Annotated in this window: 21 protein-coding genes; 14 read left to right on the top strand and 7 right to left on the bottom strand. The window is 63.5% G+C overall.

Annotated elements, in window-relative coordinates; all coding sequences use genetic code 11:
- The first annotated feature begins 224 nt into the window (after nucleotides 1-224).
- The 3 genes from V8P86_RS14820 to V8P86_RS14830 are packed head-to-tail and all read left to right on the top strand — an operon-like array spanning nucleotide 225 to nucleotide 5,179.
- Entirely contained in the window at nucleotides 225-1,277 is a 1,053-nt protein-coding gene (locus tag V8P86_RS14820; RefSeq protein WP_336328065.1) for a DUF4352 domain-containing protein, read from the top strand.
- Nucleotides 1,278-1,331: 54 nt separating this feature from the next.
- On the top strand, nucleotides 1,332-2,774 hold the full coding sequence (locus V8P86_RS14825; protein ID WP_336328066.1) for a ribonuclease H-like domain-containing protein: 1,443 nt from the start codon (nucleotides 1,332-1,334) through the stop codon (nucleotides 2,772-2,774).
- Complete coding sequence (locus V8P86_RS14830) at nucleotides 2,774-5,179, top strand: DEAD/DEAH box helicase (protein ID WP_336328067.1); 2,406 nt, start codon at nucleotides 2,774-2,776, stop codon at nucleotides 5,177-5,179. Before V8P86_RS14825 ends, V8P86_RS14830 begins: the two co-directional genes overlap by 1 nt.
- Before the next feature lie 19 nt (nucleotides 5,180-5,198).
- On the opposite strand, the gene V8P86_RS14835 is transcribed toward V8P86_RS14830, so the two are convergent.
- Together V8P86_RS14835 and V8P86_RS14840 are read right to left on the bottom strand one after the other, a co-directional pair.
- Nucleotides 5,199-6,668: an HPP family protein gene (locus V8P86_RS14835; RefSeq protein WP_336328068.1), complete on the bottom strand. Its 1,470-nt coding sequence runs from the start codon at nucleotides 6,666-6,668 to the stop codon at nucleotides 5,199-5,201.
- Between the two features lie 73 nt (nucleotides 6,669-6,741).
- On the bottom strand, nucleotides 6,742-7,443 hold the full coding sequence (locus V8P86_RS14840; protein WP_336328069.1) for a 5-formyltetrahydrofolate cyclo-ligase: 702 nt from the start codon (nucleotides 7,441-7,443) through the stop codon (nucleotides 6,742-6,744).
- A 138-nt stretch (nucleotides 7,444-7,581) separates the two neighbouring features.
- Here V8P86_RS14840 and V8P86_RS14845 point away from each other — a divergent pair, with 138 nt between their 5' ends.
- The 5 genes from V8P86_RS14845 (at nucleotide 7,582) to V8P86_RS14865 (ending at nucleotide 12,470) form a co-directional block, all read left to right on the top strand.
- Nucleotides 7,582-8,889 carry an O-acetylhomoserine aminocarboxypropyltransferase/cysteine synthase family protein gene (locus V8P86_RS14845; RefSeq protein WP_336328070.1) on the top strand — a complete coding sequence of 436 codons (1,308 nt, stop codon included), beginning with the start codon at nucleotides 7,582-7,584 and terminating at the stop codon, nucleotides 8,887-8,889.
- Nucleotides 8,886-10,091: a homoserine O-acetyltransferase MetX gene (metX, locus tag V8P86_RS14850; RefSeq protein WP_336328071.1), complete on the top strand. Its 1,206-nt coding sequence runs from the start codon at nucleotides 8,886-8,888 to the stop codon at nucleotides 10,089-10,091. The genes V8P86_RS14845 and metX overlap by 4 nt, the downstream gene beginning before the upstream one ends.
- Before the next feature lie 87 nt (nucleotides 10,092-10,178).
- Complete coding sequence (locus V8P86_RS14855; RefSeq protein ID WP_336328072.1) at nucleotides 10,179-10,670, top strand: metallophosphoesterase family protein; 492 nt, start codon at nucleotides 10,179-10,181, stop codon at nucleotides 10,668-10,670.
- 80 nt (nucleotides 10,671-10,750) lie between these two features.
- Nucleotides 10,751-11,506 carry a coenzyme F420-0:L-glutamate ligase gene (locus tag V8P86_RS14860; protein WP_336328073.1) on the top strand — a complete coding sequence of 252 codons (756 nt, stop codon included), beginning with the start codon at nucleotides 10,751-10,753 and terminating at the stop codon, nucleotides 11,504-11,506.
- The gene (locus V8P86_RS14865) at nucleotides 11,493-12,470 is read left to right on the top strand and encodes a 5,10-methylenetetrahydromethanopterin reductase (RefSeq protein ID WP_336328074.1); all 978 of its coding nucleotides are present in this window, start codon (nucleotides 11,493-11,495) and stop codon (nucleotides 12,468-12,470) included. Before V8P86_RS14860 ends, V8P86_RS14865 begins: the two co-directional genes overlap by 14 nt.
- 3 nt (nucleotides 12,471-12,473) lie before the next feature.
- Here V8P86_RS14865 and V8P86_RS14870 read toward each other — a convergent pair whose 3' ends face one another.
- Both V8P86_RS14870 and V8P86_RS14875 read right to left on the bottom strand, forming a co-directional pair.
- Nucleotides 12,474-13,199, bottom strand: a complete 726-nt coding sequence (locus V8P86_RS14870) for a potassium channel family protein (protein WP_336328075.1) — start codon at nucleotides 13,197-13,199, stop codon at nucleotides 12,474-12,476.
- 322 nt (nucleotides 13,200-13,521) lie between these two features.
- Entirely contained in the window at nucleotides 13,522-13,734 is a 213-nt protein-coding gene (locus tag V8P86_RS14875; RefSeq protein WP_336328076.1) for a DUF8024 family protein, read from the bottom strand.
- 88 nt (nucleotides 13,735-13,822) lie between these two features.
- Here V8P86_RS14875 and V8P86_RS14880 point away from each other — a divergent pair, with 88 nt between their 5' ends.
- Genes V8P86_RS14880 through V8P86_RS14890 form a run of 3 tightly spaced genes read left to right on the top strand, consistent with a single transcriptional unit; the run spans nucleotide 13,823 to nucleotide 14,819 of the window.
- Nucleotides 13,823-14,068 (top strand): DUF7573 domain-containing protein, encoded by a 246-nt coding sequence (locus V8P86_RS14880; protein WP_336328077.1) that lies wholly within the window; start codon nucleotides 13,823-13,825, stop codon nucleotides 14,066-14,068.
- 50 nt (nucleotides 14,069-14,118) lie between these two features.
- A complete protein-coding gene (locus tag V8P86_RS14885; RefSeq protein ID WP_336328078.1) occupies nucleotides 14,119-14,634 on the top strand; it encodes a macro domain-containing protein in 516 nt (171 codons plus the stop codon).
- Nucleotides 14,635-14,672: 38 nt separating this feature from the next.
- Nucleotides 14,673-14,819 (top strand): hypothetical protein, encoded by a 147-nt coding sequence (locus tag V8P86_RS14890; protein WP_336328079.1) that lies wholly within the window; start codon nucleotides 14,673-14,675, stop codon nucleotides 14,817-14,819.
- Between the two features lie 33 nt (nucleotides 14,820-14,852).
- On the opposite strand, the gene V8P86_RS14895 is transcribed toward V8P86_RS14890, so the two are convergent.
- A complete protein-coding gene (locus tag V8P86_RS14895; protein WP_336328080.1) occupies nucleotides 14,853-15,827 on the bottom strand; it encodes an aldo/keto reductase in 975 nt (324 codons plus the stop codon).
- Nucleotides 15,828-15,878: 51 nt separating this feature from the next.
- The gene (locus V8P86_RS14900) at nucleotides 15,879-16,313 is read right to left on the bottom strand and encodes a molybdopterin-dependent oxidoreductase (protein WP_336328081.1); all 435 of its coding nucleotides are present in this window, start codon (nucleotides 16,311-16,313) and stop codon (nucleotides 15,879-15,881) included.
- 122 nt (nucleotides 16,314-16,435) lie between these two features.
- Here V8P86_RS14900 and V8P86_RS14905 point away from each other — a divergent pair, with 122 nt between their 5' ends.
- Complete coding sequence (locus V8P86_RS14905; protein WP_336328082.1) at nucleotides 16,436-17,032, top strand: IMPACT family protein; 597 nt, start codon at nucleotides 16,436-16,438, stop codon at nucleotides 17,030-17,032.
- On the opposite strand, the gene upp is transcribed toward V8P86_RS14905, so the two are convergent.
- Nucleotides 17,033-17,710 carry a uracil phosphoribosyltransferase gene (upp, locus tag V8P86_RS14910; protein ID WP_336328083.1) on the bottom strand — a complete coding sequence of 226 codons (678 nt, stop codon included), beginning with the start codon at nucleotides 17,708-17,710 and terminating at the stop codon, nucleotides 17,033-17,035. It abuts the gene before it with no gap.
- A gap of 115 nt (nucleotides 17,711-17,825) precedes the next feature.
- Between upp and V8P86_RS14915 the strand changes: the two genes are divergently transcribed.
- On the top strand, nucleotides 17,826-18,569 hold the full coding sequence (locus V8P86_RS14915) for an SDR family NAD(P)-dependent oxidoreductase (protein WP_336328084.1): 744 nt from the start codon (nucleotides 17,826-17,828) through the stop codon (nucleotides 18,567-18,569).
- A gap of 81 nt (nucleotides 18,570-18,650) precedes the next feature.
- Nucleotides 18,651-19,244 (top strand): metal-dependent hydrolase, encoded by a 594-nt coding sequence (locus tag V8P86_RS14920; protein WP_336328085.1) that lies wholly within the window; start codon nucleotides 18,651-18,653, stop codon nucleotides 19,242-19,244.
- The last annotated feature ends 83 nt before the right edge of the window (nucleotides 19,245-19,327 follow it).

Consider the following 19,327-nt stretch of genomic DNA (forward strand, 5'->3'; position numbering starts at 1 on the left):
TGACTTGCCCTGCGCTCGCTTCGTCGCCGGCGCTTCGCGCCGGCTCCCTGAGGGACCTTCGGTCCCTCTCTGCTCGCGCAGGACTCCGTCAGGACGTTTTTCCAAACACAATGACGACGAGCGTAGCGCCGGCTTCGTCATTCATGCCTGGTCCGAGACAGCCCAGCGGTATCCGACTGCGTGGTCGCCAAAATACTTAGCTCCCGACACTCTCAGACAGAGTCATGGAGAGACGACGGTATTTGCTGGCGCTCGCCGCGGCTGGTGTGGCTTCGACCGCTGGCTGTGCCGAGGACGACGCGACAGTCGAAGAGGTGGACGACCCCCCAGCAGAGGACTCTAACGAGACCGATTCTACCGGGGAATCTGACTCGGGGACCGCTACCGAGGAGACAGAATCCGACGACACGGAACAGACCGTGTTCGAGTTTGGCGACACCGTCGAGTTCTCTAACGACGACGTGAGTCTGGAGTTTCGGCCGCACGATGCTCGCTTTCGGAATGTCCTGATCTACAACACTGGCTCGTTCATCCAGTCAGAGCATCCCGACAACGATCTGTTTCTCCTGATCGATGTCTCGATGACTAACACCGGCGAGGAGTCTGTCGGCGTTCCCTCTGAACTCCAACTTGTCGCCGGTTCCACACAGTACGATCGGACACAGTTTCCGTTCGTCTTCGACCAGAACTACACCGGTTTCGAGGAGCTCCGTCCTGGCGTGACTCAGGAGGCGACGGTCGGCTTCGAGATCAGCGACACGGGCGAGGAGGCGTCGTTATTCGCAGAGTGGAGCAGTCTGACCGATCCTGTCACCACCGAGTGGCGACTCGATCTCGACACTGTCGAGCGTGATCTCGTCGATTTGACCAGACTTCCGGTCGGGCGGGCAGCCGAAATCGGCACCGAGACGGCTAGATACCGGATTGCCGTTCAGGACGTGACCTTCTCGGAGACGTATACCTACGACGGCTTCGACGGACGAGAGACCGAACAAGCCGACCCTGGTCGGCAGTGGGCACAGGTCGGCATCGGTGTCGAGAATATCGGGGAGCGATCAGTCTCCGTCCCGACGCGGTTCGATACGCAACTGATCGCCGACGGCCAACAGTACTCCCCGACGATTTCACGACTGTCGGAGACGTACTCCGGTGGTGAACTCGCTCCGGGTGCTGCCACCGGTGGGCCGCTGCTGTTCGAGATTCCCGACCGGGTGAGTAACGCAACGGTGAGTATCGACCTGACGACTGATCTGGCCGCAAGCTGGGAACTCCGCTGAACTGCCAGTGGAGACAGCCTGATATACGCCCGGCCACAATCCCCTGCCATCGAAATGGCCGGACAGATCGAACTCACTGTCTATCCCGATGTCGCCCTCTCGCGGATGACGGCCTCCCAGCTTGCAGACGCAGTCGAATACTTCGCCCCAGATGTCGTCGCCGTCCCCAAACCACACCACGAAATCGAAATCCAGCAGGCTCTCCCCGCGGACACGCCAGTCGTCGTCCTCGACCGGCGGCCCCGCACGCTGCGACCGATCTACGCCACTGACTCTGTCGACCTCCTTCGCGTCCCCGACACCGACTCGCTCCGGCAACTCCCCGACCGCGAAGGCGAGGATCTCATAACCGCTGGCGAGACGTACCTCCTCTCGGATCTGTTGGCCGTCGACATCGACCTCATCAACCTCGAAACCCGACTCGACGGCCGCGAGGCGTACGAGGCTGCTTTCCCTTCCTCAGCGCTGTCTGGGAGCTACACCCATCTCACGACCGAAGCGAACCCCGAGTACCGAACCGACTGGGGACCGCTCGCCGTCCAGGGGGCGCTCCCCGGCGCGAACGAACGACAGGGCCAAACTGAGCCCGGTATTGCTCATCTCCAACTCCAGGCTGACGGTGTCGTCTGCACGCAGACGCGCACGCCCGAGAAATTCGGCCTCCGCGCACTCGATCAGGTCGGCGCGACCCGTGCGCAGGAACTGCGCGAAGCGGGCTTTCGCTCCCGCGAGGCTGTTGCCGAGGCAGGGATCCACGACCTCCGAGAACTGGCCGGATTCGGCCGCGAGACAGCCCAGACTGTCACCGAAAGCGCCACGGCAAGTATCGAGGGCGAAGTCCGGCGGTACGGCGACGAGGGATTCCCGTCGGCTGATCCCGTCTTCATCGATATCGAGACGGATGGGCTCAATCCGACGATGATCTGGCTAATCGGCGTGCTGGACAGTCGAACCGAGGAGTACCACTCCTTCCTCGCACAGGATCCCGAGGAACCCGCCGCGGCGGTCGAAGCCCTCCTGTCGTGGCTGCAGAGCAACGCGCCGAACCGCCCAATCGTCGCGTACAACGGCCGATCCTTCGACTTCCCCGTCATCGAGGAGCAACTCGCCGAGCACTGTCCGCGCTATCTCGACGACTGGGAGCAGACGTGGGCGTTCGATCCGTACTACTGGGCGACGACGAAAGGCCAGGCCTTGCTCCCCGGCCGGACGAACAAACTCGAAGACGTGGCGGCGGCGCTTGGCTGGGAGAGCGCCGATACTGGGCTGACCGGCGCGGCCGTCGCCCGACTGTTCCAGCGCTGGCAAGCCAACCCCTGCGAGGAGACGGCGCTGGACTGGGACCGACACGAACGATACTGCGAGGACGACGTTCGGGCACTCGCGCACGTCTACGATGCGTTGGCCGAAGCGACTCGGACTCACTCCACCGAAACGGGCGGAGAGAGTACAGCGACCGGCGACAACACCGCGCAGGGACAGTTGAGTGATTTCTGATGAGCGAGTACACACCGACAGCCGACGATTTGCTGAATCCCGAAACGCTCCGGGAGAGTTATCCAGACTACGAGGATCAACTTGCGCACACACAGACCCAACCCGCCCGCGACGGCGAGTATGCCGATCCCCACGGCGTGCTTCCGGCGGAGTTGGCCGACGCGCTGGACAACGATCTCTACTCCCACCAGGCCGAAGCACTCGACCTGCTCGACAGCGGCGAGAACGTCACCGTCGGCACCTCGACGGCCTCTGGAAAGACCTGGATCTACACGCTGTATTTCGCCGCACTCAAACAGCGCAATCCCGACGCACGAGCGCTCTTTCTGTATCCGACGAAGGCACTAAGTTCCGACCAGGAAGCGGCGGTCAACGACCTCTTCGAGCAGTTGGGCGTCGACGCCACCGCGGAGACCTACGACGGCGACACGCCGACAGACCGCCGACCGCTGATCCGCGACCGGGCGGATGTCGTCATCTCGAACTTCGCGGGGATCAACGTCTATCTCGACAGCCACACGAGGTGGCGCTCGCTCTTCCGCGAGTGCGAGTTGCTCGTCATCGACGAGAGCCACACCTACACCGGCATTCACGGCATGCACGTCGCGTGGACGCTGCGCCGACTCAGGCGGATGCTCGATTACTACGGCGCAGACCCGCAGTTGGTCTGCTCGACGGCGACTATCGGCAACCCGGCCGACCATTCCGAACGGCTCACCGGCAGCGAGTTCGCCGTCGTCGACGAGGACGGCAGCCCCCACGGCCGCCGGGAAATCGCCTTCTGGCAACCTCGTGTCTCCGACGAAGAAGCGGCCGCCGAACTCTCCGACGACGACCTGTTGCCCGCGATGCGCCAGGGTGCGAACGGCGAGGGCGCCGAGGTTGCCGCTCATCTCGGCCTGCACGGGGTCCAGACGCTCGCGTTCTCCCGATCCCGGCAGGGGACCGAACTCGCCGCCAAGCAGGCCCAAAACACCGCACGAGACCATCCCGACGGGGGCTATCTCAGCACCGATCCCTACCACGCCGGCCTGAGCAAGGAGAAACGCCGCTCGATCGAGTACGCACTCAAACAGGGCGACACCGATGCCGTCTTCTCGACGAACGCGCTCGAACTCGGCATCGATATCGGCTCTGTCGACGCCACAGTTCTATCGGGCTATCCCGGCACTCGCCAGTCCTTCTGGCAACAGATCGGCCGCGCCGGCCGGGGCACCTCCACCGCCCTGTCGGTGTTCGTCCCCCGCGGCGACGCCATCGACCAGTACATCCTCGACAACCCGGAGTATCTGCTTGCCGACGACGTGGAGGACGCGGTCGTCGACCTCACGAACCACGCGGTCTACGCCCGCCACCTGCTCTGTGCGAGCGCGGAACGGCCGCTGACGTGGGACGACGCGGAGTGGTTCGGTCCCGAGGATCGACTCCAGCGCGCGGTCGAGATGTGGCGCGATGCCGGCCAGATGACCGGCGATCTGGACCGCGGCGCACAGTACGACGGCCCGCCGCGCCCGCAGGCCGACATCTCGATGTATGCGACGACCGACGAGCAGTACCAGGTCCGCTGCACGAACGGCGATATCGACATGGAACCGCTCGGTCGTGACCGGGTCTACCGGGAGTATCATCCCGGCGCGCTCACGTTGTACGACGGCCAGCAGTACGAGGTCGTCGAGATTGTCGAGGACGTACCCCGGCCGTACGTCGAACTCCGGGAGGTCTCGACGCGGGAGTACACGCGCACGCTGAGCGACAAACAGATCCGCGACATCGAGAGCCAGCGTCGGATCGACCTCGGCGACGGCTTCGTCCTCCACGCCGGCATGGGGACCGTCGACGTACACTATCATTCCTTCAAGCGAATCGATATCGACACCGGCGAACCAGTCGGTCCGCCGCAGGCCACCGGGCTAGAGCCACTCTCGCTGCGTACGCAACTGATGTGGATCCAACTCCCCGAGCGTGTGCTGGATCGAGTGCTCGGGGAGATTCCCGCCGATTCGATGCTCGACGAACCCGAGGAGAGCCCGCTCGGCGAGCAGGAGTGGACGCTTGCCGGGGGCCTGCACGGCGCGGAACACGGCATGATCAAACTCGCGCCGCTGGCGCTGCGGCTGGATAACTCCGACATGGGTGGGCTGAGTACGCTCGCCCACCCCGAAACGCACTCACCAGTCTGGTTCATCCACGACGCCGTCGAAGGTGGTGTCGGCTTCGCACACAGCATCTACGAGCACTTCGAGGAGGTGGCCGAGAAGACTCGCGAGCGCGTCGATGTCTGTGACTGTGGGCGCGACGACGGCTGTCCAGCCTGCCTGATGAGTTCCCAGTGTGGCAACGAGAACGAGCCGCTACATCGGCCCGCGACGACGGCGATTCTCGATGCGGTCCTGGAGCGATTCTGACCGAACGCTGTGTACCCGCTCAGTTCCGGTCGACGATAGCCACGTCGACGTTCAACTCCCCGACTCGCTTGAACGTCGGCGGCGTGAGCAGTCGGGAGGCAAGACTCCGGTCCCGACTGGCACCCATGATGACCAGATCGTACTCGGCGGCGTTGCGCTGGAGGAAGTCGTCGACCTCCATCTCCACGACTCGGGTTTCGATGGGGCCGGAGAACGGTTCGACCAGATCGGACAACATCGACTCCGCGCGGCGGCGTTCTCGTTCGCTACAGGACCCGAGACAGGTTGCGACGCTGACGAAGCCAGTCGTGCCGGCCAGTCGAGTCGCGAACTCGACCATGCCGTGGGCGACATCGCTGGTCCCGCGAACCGGGACGAGGATTCGATTCCAGTCGGTCAGGTGGCCATCGGTCCGATGGACGAGTACGTCGGCCTCTCCCTGAAACAGCGTCTGGACGAACGGAGATAGTTGACCGTCTTCGACCTCGTAGGGGGCTGCGATGAGGTCACAGTTAGTCCGCCGGGCGGCGCGGAGTGCCGTCTGGCCCGAATCTGCTCCGCCGGACGCGACGAGCACCTCACAGGGGACTCCGGTCGTGGTTTCGACTTCGTGTGCCTGGACTTCGAGTCGGTCGACCGCCTCGGCGACTGCCTCGTGGTCGGGGACATCGTCCGGGACGGTGGCGTCGCCAGTCACCTCGGGTCGGCGTGCGGAACTGTGCCGTTCGAGTAGGCCCCGCTCGGCTTCGGCCATCCACTCCTCGGCGACGAGATCCAACAGGACGACTTTCCCGGCGCGATGCGGCGCGGCGAGGCGAGCAGCGAGCATCGCCGTATGCTCCGCCTCGTGGCCACGCATCGGGACGAGAATGTGGTCGTCGCCCTGTGAAGCCTCGTACAGATACTGGCCACGTCGCTCGTAGAACGCCCGCCGCCAGACGGCGAAGCCACCGGCGACGATGGCACTGGAGGCGGCGACGCTCAACACGTATATCCAGGGCTGATCGACCTGTGCGTGGACGAAAAGCGTCAGCAGGGCGGTCGAGAACGCCGCCGGCTCCTCGGTATCGAGCAACCACGTCGTCATTCCGGTCAGAAATATCGCAAGCGTCGCAGCGACGGGATTGACGCCGCTGGTCGCAGGCTCGTAGATCAGCGTCGAGGCGGCGACGACGGCCACCCAGCCACAGACCGCTCCCAGGGTGAGGCCGCCGACGAAGCGCGTGATGGAGGCGTACCGTCCCTCCGGGTCTGCAAAGAGTGTGAAGGCGCCGGCAGCCAGCGGTGGGTACAACAGAAAGGAGAGGCCAGGAACGGCGTTCGACAGCGCTGTCACGAGACCGATGAGCAACGGAACGAGCAACAGAATCGACAGATGGACGAAATTCTGGGTGGATTCGATCCAGCGACGCAAATTCCGCCACCGGTGGCGGCCGGCCTGCTGAATCCGCACAACGAACGTTCGCAGGCTGTCGCCGGGTCTGCTCATGGCGGACATTTCCGTGCAACTGTTTAAGCGACACGAAAAATATCAACCAATTGTCTATTCTTTTCGGTCCTGCTCAGTGCAACTGCTGGAGGATCGGTATCTCCTCGATTTTCCCCTCGCTCAGTTGGTCCCAGCTGATCCCGTCGGGTTTCTCGGCTCCTGAATCCGTTCGTATCCTGCGATCCGGTGTACCAATGAGATCCATCGGCACGTCGTGTGGTTCGGTTTCGATATCGTCGTTGACGACCTGCATCTCGTGTACCGTCGTCACTGTCGTCGTCGACTCGTCGACCAGTCCGAACTCCCGCAAGAGCGCAAACTCCAGATCGCTGTACCCCTCGCCTTTCCCGACGCGGGCACCGGTCTCGTTCACCGCGACGCTGCCGGAGACGATCAGATCGATCGCTTCCATCTCCTTGAGACCGACCTGCACGCCTATCTCCGCGGAGCCACCGATGGTCGTCGCGTGATCGATATCCTCGATCTCGGCCGGGTCGAGTTCGAGAAAACACTGCTCGTCGCGCAGTCGTGGGACGGCCATGTAGACCGTTTTTTCCTGTCTGAGCGCAGCGCGCCGGACCGGCAACTGCGGCGAATCGGGATTGGATTTGATCGCGTCGGCGTCCTGCCACGCGTCGAGTTCGGCCAGTCGCTCGGCGGCCTCTTTCGCGTCCGCAAAATTTGGAATTCTGCCGTGTGGTGGATATGGAAACCGCGCCTCCCCGCTCGCTTCGAGTTCGTCCCAGACTCGCTCGCGAAGTTCCTGTTTGCTCATACCCTCCCTTCGGGGTGGCACCTACTGGTCTTTCTGCACACGGGCGGACACGATTGTGGGATGGCATTACGGAACAATTGCCGCGAGTTTTGCCGTAACTCGTGGTTATAGATGGCTGGAGATATATGAGTGTCATACATGACTGACGAAACAGAGCAGCCGCTGGGCTTCGGGACCCGGTGTATTCACGCCGGGCAGGGAGAGCCAGACCCGGCGACAGGGGCCCGAGCCCCACCGATCTATCAGACGACGTCGTATGTTTTCGAGGATGCGGACAACGCCGCGAAACGGTACGCGCTGGAAGCGGACGGCAACGTCTACTCCCGGTTCGACAACCCGACGGTCTCGATGCTCGAAAGCCGACTCGCGAGTCTCGAATCTGGAACCGGCGCCGTTGCGACGGGGTCGGGGATGGCCGCGCTCGACGCAGCGACATCCGTTCTCGCCGCCGCGGGAGATAACATCGTCACGGCGTCATCCATCTACGGCGGCACCCACTCCTACTACTCGAATATGTCTACCCGCCGTGGGATCGATCCTCGTTTCGTCGACACGCTCGACCCTGCGGCGTACGCGGAAGCCATCGACGAGGACACTGCCTACGTTCATTTCGAGACCATCGGCAATCCCTCGCTGGTGACGCCGGATTTCGAAGCCATCGCCGAGGTGGCTCACGACCGCGGCGTTCCCGTCTTCGTCGACAACACCTTCGGGACGCCTGCGCTGTGTCGCCCGCTCGAACACGGCGCGGATCTGGTCTGGGAGTCGACGACGAAGTGGATTCACGGCTCCGGCACCACAATCGGCGGCGTCCTCGTCGAAGACGGCGAGTTCCCGTGGACGGAGTATCCCGATCGATTCCCCGAAATCGGCGGCGAAAGTCCTGCTTTCGAGGGAACAACCTTCGCAGAGGAGTTCCCCAAGCAGCCAGTGACGATGGCCGCTCGCCAGCGCTCGGTCCGGAGTACGGGGACCGGACAGAAACCATTCGACGCGTGGGTGACGATGCAGGGCGCGGAGACGCTGTCGTTGCGGATGGAACGGCACTGCGAGAACGCCATGGCCGTCGCGGAGTATCTCGGCGACCATCCGGACGTGGCGTGGGTGAACTATCCTGGACTCAGCGATCACGAGACCCACGACAACGCCGCGGAATATCTCGACGGCGGCTTCGGTGGGATGGTCACCTTCGGGCTGGCGGGTGGCTACGATTCGGCAGTCACACTGTGTGAGGAGACCGAACTCGCGCAGTTCCTCGCCAACATCGGCGACGCGAAGACGCTGATCATCCACCCCGCGAGCACGACCCACGCCCAGTTGAGCGAGGACGAACAGCGTGCCTCCGGCGTCACGCCCGACCTCTTGCGTCTGTCGGTCGGCATCGAAGAGAAAGACGATATCATCGCGGACCTCGATCAGGCAATCGAGCAGGCAGAGTCAGCATGAACGTCGAACACAACACAATCTCGCTGGGTGAGTTCGAGTTCGAGTGCGGCGAGACGATTCCCGATCTCGAACTCGCCTACGAGACCTACGGCGAATTCACCGGCGAAAACGCCGTCTTGATCTGTCACGCCCTGACCGGAAGCGCCCACGTCGCGGGCCACAGTCGCGCGTCGGGCACGGCCGGACAGGCCCGCGCGTGGTGGGACGACATCGTCGGCCCGGGGAAGGCCATTGACACGACCGAGTACTACGTCGTCTGCGCGAACGTTCCCGGATCGTGTTACGGCTCGACCGGCCCGCCGTCGACCAACCCCGAGACTGGCGAGCCATACGGTACTGAGTTCCCGGCTGTGACCGTCACCGACTGGACCGAAGCACAGCGCCGCCTCCTCGACGAACTCGGTGTCCCGCATCTGCACGCCGTCGTCGGCGGCAGCGTCGGCGGGATGAACGTCCTCGAATGGGCCAAACAGCATCCCGACCACGTCGAACGGATCGTTCCCATTGCCGCCGCTGCCCGCCTCGATCCGCAGTGTCTCGCGCTGGACGCCATCGCCCGCCGCGCCATCACGACCGACGAGCACTGGAACCACGGGGAGTACTACGACGACGAACCACCGTCGGATGGACTGGCCATCGCCCGACAGATCGGTCACGTCATGTATCTCTCGAAGTCCTCGATGGACCGGAAATTCGGCCGCCGCGCCGCTGGCCGCGACGCCGTCCGGACGTTCCCGACCGACCCCGCAGCCGGCTTTTTCCCCTACCGCGACGTGGAGTCCTATCTCGATTATCAGGCCGAGAAGTTCGTCGAACGGTTCGACGCCAACTCCTATCTCTACCTGACCCGCGCGATGGACAACTACGACCTCTCGCAGGGATTCGAGGACGACGCCGACGCACTCGCTGCCTTCGAGGGTGACGCACTTGTCATGTCCTTCACCGAGGACTGGCATTTCACCGTCACACAGGCCGAGGCGCTGGCTGACGCGATGCGTGAGTCGTCGGTCGACGTTGCCCATCACGTCATCGAGTCCGACCACGGCCACGACGCTTTCCTCGTCGAACCGGACAACGTCGGCCCGCCGCTTTCGGATTTCCTCGAAGAGGGACTCACTGGCAAAGCGATCACCGACACGAGCGAGGAATTCGAGCCCGAAGACGAGTTCGCGCCCGTACACACGAGTCTGTTCTCGCAGTGACCGCCGTCGCGATGGGCGAATCGGCGGTATCCGGCAGGTGCTGACGCCGACGCCGGGTTTCTTGATGATTGCAAAACAGTATGAAGTATGGAGATTGCGATCATCAGCGACACCCATATTCCGTCTCGGGCACAGGCAATCCCCGAACCATTCCGCGAGCGGATCACGGCCGTTGACCACGTGATTCACGCGGGCGATTTCGACTCGAAAGGAGCACTCGCCGACATACAGGATCTCGCGCCGGAACTCACCGCTGTCGCCGGCAATATGGATCCACACGTCGGGCTGCCCGACGTGACAACCGTCGAACTCGGCGGCGTCGAGTTCGTCGTTACCCACGGCACCGGTTCGCCGCGGGGGTACGAACAGCGGGTCGCTGACGCCGTCAGAGAACACGCCGACAGCGAGTCGGCGGTCGGCGTCGCCGGCCACACACACGAACTGCTGGACACCGCTCGCGACGGAATTCGGCTGCTCAACCCCGGCAGCGTCACGGCGGCCAGTCCAGCGAGCGAGGCGACGATGATGGCCGCAACCGCCGAGACCGGCGAGCTTTCGGTCACTGTCCACGAGGCATAACGGCGCTGCCAGAACGCAGAGACTCCGTCCAGATTCGCCAGTTTCGGGCCCCTTTTGAGGCGGTACACCCCAGTAGCGGTATGAACGTCTTCGCCGTCGAGGGGCTGCCGGAGATCGAACCCGGCGACGACATCGCCGCCATGATCGCAGACCGGGTCGATCTCGCCTCCAGCGATATCGTCTGTGTCGCCAGCACAATCGTCTCGAAAACTGAAGGAAGACAGGCCGACCTCGCCGAGTTTTCGGCTGGCGAGCAAGCCGAGCGCATCGCCGAGCAGGTCGGCGACCTCGCAGACGAACAGAAAGACCCCCGCTTCGCACAGGCCGTCATCGAGGAGAGCGAGGAACTGCTGATGGAGTTTCCGATCATGCTCGCGGTCACCCGCTTCGGTCACATCACGATCAACGCCGGCATCGACCGCTCGAACATTCCCGACGCGGATCTGTTGCTCCTGCCGGAGGATCCGACCGCGAGCGCGCAGCGCCTCCACGAGGAACTCGGCGTGCCGGTTATCGTCACCGACACGTCGGGGCGGCCGTTCCGCCACGGCCAGCGCGGCGTCGCAATCGGCTGGGCGGGGATCCCGGCCGCGCGGGACTGGCGAGGCAAGGAGGACCGCGACGGGAAGGAACTCGAAGCGACCGTGCAGGCGGTCGTCGACGAACTCGCCGCGGCCGCCAACCTCGTCACTGGCGAGGGCGCGGGCGGGAAGCCAGTCGCCGTTGTCCGAGACTGGGAGTTCGGCGAGTTCGACGGCAGTGACGACCTGTTCCGTGACGAAGACGAGGACCTCATCCGACCGGCGCTCAAAGAACATTCACATGCTGGGGATTGAACTCACGCCGGAACATCCGGTCGAGCGGATCGGCGAACTCGCCGTCAGCGCCGAAGACGCAGGCTTCGAGACGGTCTTCGTCAGCCACCACTACAACAACCGCGACGAGTTCGTCGCGCTGACGGATATCGCCCGCCGGACCGACAGCATCGAACTCGGACCGGGAATCACTAACCCCTACGAGAGCCATCCGGTGACGCTCGCTTCCCGGGCGGCCACCCTCGACGAGTTCTCCGACGGCCGTGGGGTCTACGGCATCGGGCCGGGTGATCGCTCCACGCTGGGTAACCTCGGCTACGACCACGACGACGCGCTCCGTCGCGTCCTCGAAACCATGCAGGTGAGTCGACGGCTCTGGGACGGTGAGCGCGTCGATCACGACGGCACCTTCGAGGCTGTCGACGCGGGCCTGAACTACGAGGCCCGCCGACTCCCCATCTACGTCGGGGCACAGGGACCACACATGACCCGGATGGCCGCGAAGTACGCCGACGGCATCCTCTACAATGGCGCACACACCCGCGATATCGAGTGGGCGGCAGAGCGCGTTGCCGAGGGACTCGACGAACGGCCGGATCACCGCGGCAACTTTGAGTTCGGTGTCTACGCGAGCGTGAGCCTCGGGACCGACGAGGCGGCCGCACGCGAGGCCGCGCGTCCCCCGGTCGCCTTCATCGCCAGCGGGGCACCCAAACCGGTGCTCGGCCGACACGGGTTGGACCCCGAGCGAGCGAGTGAGATCGGCGCGGCCATCTCTGCTGGCGAGTTCACCGAGGCCTTCGGGTTGGTCAGCGAGGCGATGATCGACGCTTTCTGTATCGCCGGCACGCCGGAGAGCACCCGCGAGCAGTTCGAGGCCATCCTCTCGGAGGCAGACAGCCTCGCGATGAGTTCGCCGCTCGGCCCGGATCTGGACGAGGCAATCGAACTGATGGGCGAGTTGGCGACCGATCTCGACGTTTGAGAGTCAGAGGATCGACTGCGAGACGTCCTGGCCACTCCTGATTTCGGGAATAATTACATCGTCTGCGCCCGCGCGGCGGGCGAGTTTCGAGTACCGCTGGTTGCCGACCCGCACGATCACTCGTACGTCCGGAGCCAGTTGGCTTGCGAGGATTGCGATCTCGATGTTCGCGTTCGAGTTGTCAATCGCACCAACGACTGCCTCTGCTCGTTCGACCCCTGCCTCTTCGAGGGCCCCTTCCATCCGCGCATCGCCCTGCACCGCCAGAATGTCGTCGTCTTCGATGGTTTCGAAGCGGTTCTCGTCTCGTTCGATGACAACAACGTCCCGACCAGCGTTCGTCAGCGTGTTCGCTATCGTACGGCCGAAACTCCCGTACCCGCAGACGATCAGGTGGCCGGAGAGGTTGTCGATCTGTCGTTTTGTTTGCATTCGTTTGAGCTCCGTTTCGATCTGCCCGCCGAAGACTGCCCCGAGCACGGATTCCCCGATCCACAGTGCCGAGAGGATGAGTCCGACGACGACGACGAGACTGAACGCCCGGGTACCGTTATCGACACCGTGGAGTTCCATGCTCGTCGGATCGAGAAGCCAGTAGGCCGCCTCGATGACGGACACTCCTTCGAGATAGACGAAGCCAACGATACCGACGACACAAAGTGTCGAAAATACGCCGATCGGTACCAATGCCCTCTTCAGCAGCGGCCGGTCAAAGACACGAGCGGGCACTACCGGAAGGGTACGGCGGTCGACACATAAACATTGGCCGTCGTGACATATCCTGTCACGGCTACGAAGAGCGAATCGGCCGCGAACACGTTCGCCAACGACGAGCGTCGTGTTGAATAGCCAACTTCAGTCGATCAGGAACCTCCCCAATTGTCCGTCGAATGCGTCGGAGATAGTCACCCGTGCAGGTGCTTGTGACGGCCGGCGTCTCCTGTCGCCGTTTCGAGGGCCCGACTAGCAACCCACGCTGGATACACCTTCTCTCTGGAGCAGGCGAATCCGCTCCGTTTGCCAACGAGCCGGTATAAACAGTGCTCTCGACTCAGCTCTCGGGGTGTTCGGCACCGAACGACTCCGGCAGGAAGACGCTGAGAATCGCGCCGACGGAGAGATAGCCGAAATAGGCCGTCGGTGCAATGACGAAAATCGCTCCGAAGAGGACGAGTAGCCCCTCGATCGGCCCCTGCGTGGCGACCTCGGCGAACTCCCCGGGCATGTCGACGATGCTTTCGATGAGTCGGGATGGAATGCTCATATCTGAGTGTTAGCCGGGGTGTACTTGTGTGTGTCCCTCTCGGTCCGCGACCGATGGGCTAAGATACATCGAGATGCAACGACTGGATATGTCCGACCACTCGCTCGACGAATTCGCCCGCGACTCCGAGTCGGACGACGGCGAAGACGACCCCAAAACGGACGACTCGGAACCGACCGACGGCGACGAGCCGGCTTCGACGACAGTCGATCCGGCGGTGGCGACGGCGGCAGTCTCTCCCGACGGTGCGCCCTGCGAGGCCTGCGGAACCGCGGTCCCACGGCGGTGGCACGACGACGGCCAGTACGTCTGTCCCGACTGCAAGGAGTGGTAGTCCCGCCAGTTTGTCCAACGCTTTTTATCGAGGCAAGTCAACGAGCACACATGAAATTCGAGGTCGTACAGGGCGATATCGCACAGCAATCAGCGGACGTGCTGGTCAACGCCGCGGGGACGAGTCTGCAGATGGGATCCGGCGTGGCGGGTGCGTTGCGCCGCGGCGCGGGCCAGCAGATCAACGACGAGGCGGTTTCGAAGGGACCAGTCGATCTCGGGGAAGTCGCGGTCACGGACGCCTACGCGCTGGACGCCGAGCACGTCATCCACGCCGCGGCGATGCCACACTACGGCGACGGCAAGGCGACGGCCGAGAGCATCGCCGACGCGACCCGGAATACGCTCGAAAAAGCCGACGAACTCGGAGCGGAATCACTCGTTATGCCTGCGCTCGGCTGTGGCGTCGCGGGATTCAGTCTCGACGAAGGCGCGCGGATCATAGCCGAGGTCATTCACAACTACGAGCCGGACTCCCTCGCAGACGTTCGATTTATCGCGTACTCGGACGAGGAGTCCGAGACGATCCGAACGGTTGCCGAGAGCGTCCGTGGCGGAGTCGAATGAGTCAGATATATAGAATCCAATTCGGATAAATTCTGACTGTGAACGTCGAATTCGAGTGTGCGATCTGCGGCGAGACAGCAACTGCGAGAGTCGCCGACGAAGCTGTGTCGTCTGCGGACGGCCCCCTACAGACGCTTCGGGACTGTCCGAACTGCGGTATCGAGACGATCTGGGTCGAGAACTGAGGCCTCGCGCTGGCCGCTCCGCGACCGAATCAGCTACTCGTGGCCGCTGACTGATACTGGTTCGTACGGCTCCTCCAGCCACTCGATATCGCTGTCCGACAGCGAGATATCGAGCGCTTCGACGGCCTCTTCCAGGTGCTCGATACTCGTCGTGCCGACGATTGGCGCGTCGACAACGTCCTTGTGCAGGACCCACGAGAGTGCGATCTGTGCCATCGAGGCGTCTTTCTCATCGGCCATCTCCTGCACGCGCTCGTTGATCTCCTGGCCGTTTCCCTCGAAGTAGGGGTGGTCTTTCGCGTACTCGTCGGACTCGCCGCGGGTCGTCGCGTCGAACTCCTCGTGCGGGCGTGCGAGGTAGCCACGCGCCAGCGGACTCCACGGAATGACGCCGATGTTGTTCTTCTCGCAGTACGGCAGCATCTCCCGTTCCTCCTCGCGGTAGAGCAGATTGTAGTGGTTCTGCATCGTGCGGAACTGATCGAGTCCCTGCCGGTCGGCGGTGTGCTGGGCCTCGGCGAACTGGTGGGTCCACATCGAACTCGCGCCGAGATAGCGGACCTTCTCGCGCCGGACGGCGTCGTCTAACGCCTGCATCGTCACGTCGATGGGCGTGTCGTAGTCCCAGCGGTGGATCTGATAGAGATCGATGGTATCCATCCCAAGTCGCTCGCGGCTGGCGTCCAGTTCCTGCTCGATTGCCTTCCGCGAGAGTCCCCCGGAGTTCGGGTCATCGTCGTCCATCTGGAAAAAACCTTTCGTGGCGACGACCATTTCGTCTCGCCTGCCTTCGAGGGCATTACCAAGGATGCGCTCGGATTCGCCGACCGAGTACATGTTGGCGGTGTCGAAGAAGTTGATTCCGAGGTCGATGGCGCGTTCGATGATGGGATGGCTGTCTTCCTCTTCGAGCACCCACTCCCGCCACTCCGGGGTGCCGAAGCTCATGCAACCGAGACAGATGCGACTGACTTCCAGTCCCGTATCGCCGAGTGTCGTGTACTCCATATCCCGGCTGTTGAGCGGAATCAGTGAAAATCTTCCGGGCCAGGAGTCCTCTCACTCCCCGTCGCTCTCGCCCGTCGTCTCTAACTCTGTCGGGTCGTCGTCACTGTCGAGGTGGATCCCTTCGATGCGCTGGACACCTTTCACGCTGTGCGTCGAATCGATTCCGGGTCCAACGAGCCGTGTCGTTCCGCGCTCGCTGCCGACCGCCTCGCCGTTGCACTCGTAGGCAAGAAGGCAGTCAAACGCGTCGCGGATCTCGATACACATCCGGTACTCGCCCGTGCCGTGGACCAGCAGGTGTGTCGTCGCGTCTGGCATCTCCGCGGCGACGACGAGTTCGTCGACCGGAATCCCGCGCCACTGTTCGCCAATCGCCCGGCCGCTGTGACACTGCAGCGGGATCCGTCGCTGTTCGACGGGGAACCGCTCGCACCCGTCGAGTGTCTGGGGGAGGCTGATCCGCTCGTTTCCGATGACTGTCGGCACCACCGGAAGATTTGTTCGCTCGATACTTGATGGCTGTCTGGATTCCCACCCGCTGAAACTACCGGATTCCCCGCGTCGTCGCCGTCGAAACGCACAAGCCAGTAAGCGTCGAATCGGAGACTGTGAACGAGTCGTACCGGACCGTCGACGGCCGTGGACAGGCGACGTTCGAGATCAGCGGGTCGGAGTTCATCGGCCACGTCAGCCCCGCCGAAACCGTCGCGGCGGCCGAGCAGTTCGTCGACGCGATCAGTGAAGAGTATTCGGATGCGACACACAACGTCCCCGCCTACCGGGTGCGCGCCAAACCGTTGCGGGAGTACGCAAGCGACGACAGCGAACCCAGCGGCAGCGCCGGCAAACCCGCTCTGAACGTCCTCGAACAGGAAGAACTGGAGAACGTCGTCGCGGTCGTCACCCGCTACTACGGCGGGACGAAACTCGGCGTCGGGGGTCTCGCCCGTGCGTACTCGCGAGGAGTCAAGGAGGCAATCGAAGACGCCGAAATTGTCGAAGAGCGCCCGCACGAGCGATTCTCGATCACCGTCGAATACGACGACTCCGGGAGCGTCCGCGGCATTCTCGAAAGCGAGGGCGTCGAGTTCGAGGCGAGTTACGAGGCAGATGTCTGCTTCGACGTGCGGGTCCCGAAACCGGAGGCTAGCGAACTGCGGGACCGGATCCGTAGCGCGACCAGCGGACGTGCGGCGTTCGAGTAATCACTCGGTTCGGAACGCCCGGTCGCCCGCATCGCCCAGTCCCGGCACGATGAATCCCTCTTCGTTCAGATGATCGTCGATAGAGACGGTCACCAGTTCGGCACCGGGGAACTCTCCGTCGATCCGTTCGAGGCCGTCGGGCGCGCTGACCGCCGAGAGAACGAGCAACTGCTCCGGATCGGCTTCACCGTCGAGCAGATGACCGAGCACCGCCGAGAGGGTACTTCCAGTCGCGAGCATCGGGTCGGCAATGATCACCGTATCCTCGGGACGGATCTCCGGCAGTTTGACGTACTCGACGGAGATTGGGAACGAGCCACTCTCGTCCATCCCGGCGCTCTCGTCGCGGCTTGCCGAGATGACACCCTGTCGGGCCGCCGGGAAAGCCTTCAGTAGCCCCTCGACAAAGGGCGTCGCTGCGCGGAGCACGTTGATGATCACGACATCGTCCAGCCCCTGGATCTGCGGGCCGGTCGTCTCGGTCAGCGGCGTCTCGACCGGGACGTCTTCGGTTTCGAGCCACGTGTCGATGATCTCGTAGCCACAGACCCGTCCGAGCCGGACCAGCCCTTTCCGGAACGCGATCTGTTCGGTGTCGACGCTTCGCAACTCCGTGAGCGTGTGTTGTGCGAGCGCGTGCGTGATGACAGCACCGTGCTCGCGGTGTTCGACTGACATACCTGCCTGTGGGGTGGGCGGCCCTATGACTGTGGTGTTCTCCGGCCGCAGGGTCGACTCGACTCGCGCTTTCCGGTTGTCCCGGATTCAAGCCTGCTCGCACCGAAGATGGCGCATGATCGATCCCGACCTCTCTGGACGGACGGCACTGGTGACCGGAAGCGCGAAAGGCGTCGGCCGGGAGTTCCTGCTCGCGCTGGCCGACTGCGGCGCGGACGTGGCTGTCCACTACCGGTCGAGCGCCGACGAAGCGGAGACTGTCCGCGAGACGATTGCACAGCGTGAGGACTCGGGTGCAATCACCACCGTCCAGGCAGATGTGACCGAACCCGACGCGGTCGACCACCTCTTCGACGAGGTGGAAGACGCACTCGGGACGGTCGACATTCTCGTCAACAACGTCGGTGCGTTCGCGCCGCGACACTGGGAGGAACTGGACCACGAGACGTGGCAGACGGTCATCGAGACCAACCTCTACGGCACCTATCTCTGCTCGAAACGCGCGCTGCCTGGTATGCGCGAGCAGTCGTTCGGCCGCATCGTCAACGTCGGCTACGCCTCCAGCGAGAAGGGGCTGGTCAGCCCGAAGAACTTCCCGTATTTCGTCGCCAAATCTGGCGTGCTGATGTTCACGCGGATGCTCGCAGCAGATACCCAATCAGACGGCATCACGGTCAACGCCGTCTCGCCGTACACCGTCGAGAACTCCGCGGAGTTTCCCGACGAACTCCCGCGGGGCCGAGCCGCCAAGTTCGAGGACATGAATCAGGCGCTGCTCTTTTTCCTCGAAGAGGGCAGCGAGTACATCAGCGGGCAGAATGTCGAGGTCAGCGGTGGGTGGCTCCCCGAGTCCGTCTGAGCACCGAGCGGGCGACAATCCGCCTGAGTCGGGTGGATCGAACCCGAGTACATATACCGACTGAGCAAGAATACCGCACACATGCCGAACTATCCGACACACGCACGCTGGGGGAGAATCGGGGCGGCGGCGATGGGATCCGTCGTCGCCGGCACCGTCTACTTCCTCTTTCTCTCGGCGATTCTCGCCTTCGCAGCCGGAATCGGGGCCGCCGCGGCGACGTTCGTGGGGTCGATCTATCCCGATATCGATCACCACACTTCCAAACCGCGACAGAAGGCCGTCCGGTGGTTTCAGGGCCTGGTCGTCCTCGCAATCGCCTCGCTGGCAGGGTTGGGCTGGACGGAGTTCGTCCCGGCCATCGAGTCGCTGACCACCCGGCTCGGGGTCGGCCTCCCGGTCCCGCCGGAAGTCACCGGAGCGGTGCTGATCGTGCTGGTCGCAATCGTCGCGACGGGGCTGGTCGACCCGGTGATCGGACTGGTCACCAACCGACACCGCGGCTGGACCCACAGCGTGCCGATCAACGCCGTGCTGATGGCGCTGCTGCTCGGCGGCCTCTGGCTGTTGCTCGGTGGGCTCTCCTTCGAGCGCCGCGTGACAGCACTGGTCGTGACCGGGACCTTCTACATCGGGACGCTGATTCATCTCGGCCTCGACGGCGAAATCCCGTAGTCTGCAATCCACGACCAGCCCGTCACCGACGGTCTATCGATTCACTCTTACAGATTTTCTCGGCCAATTCTCTCGGGGCTACA

The sequence above is a fragment of the Halovenus anhuiensis genome, from assembly GCF_037080055.1.
Classification (GTDB): Archaea; Halobacteriota; Halobacteria; order Halobacteriales; family Haloarculaceae; genus Halovenus.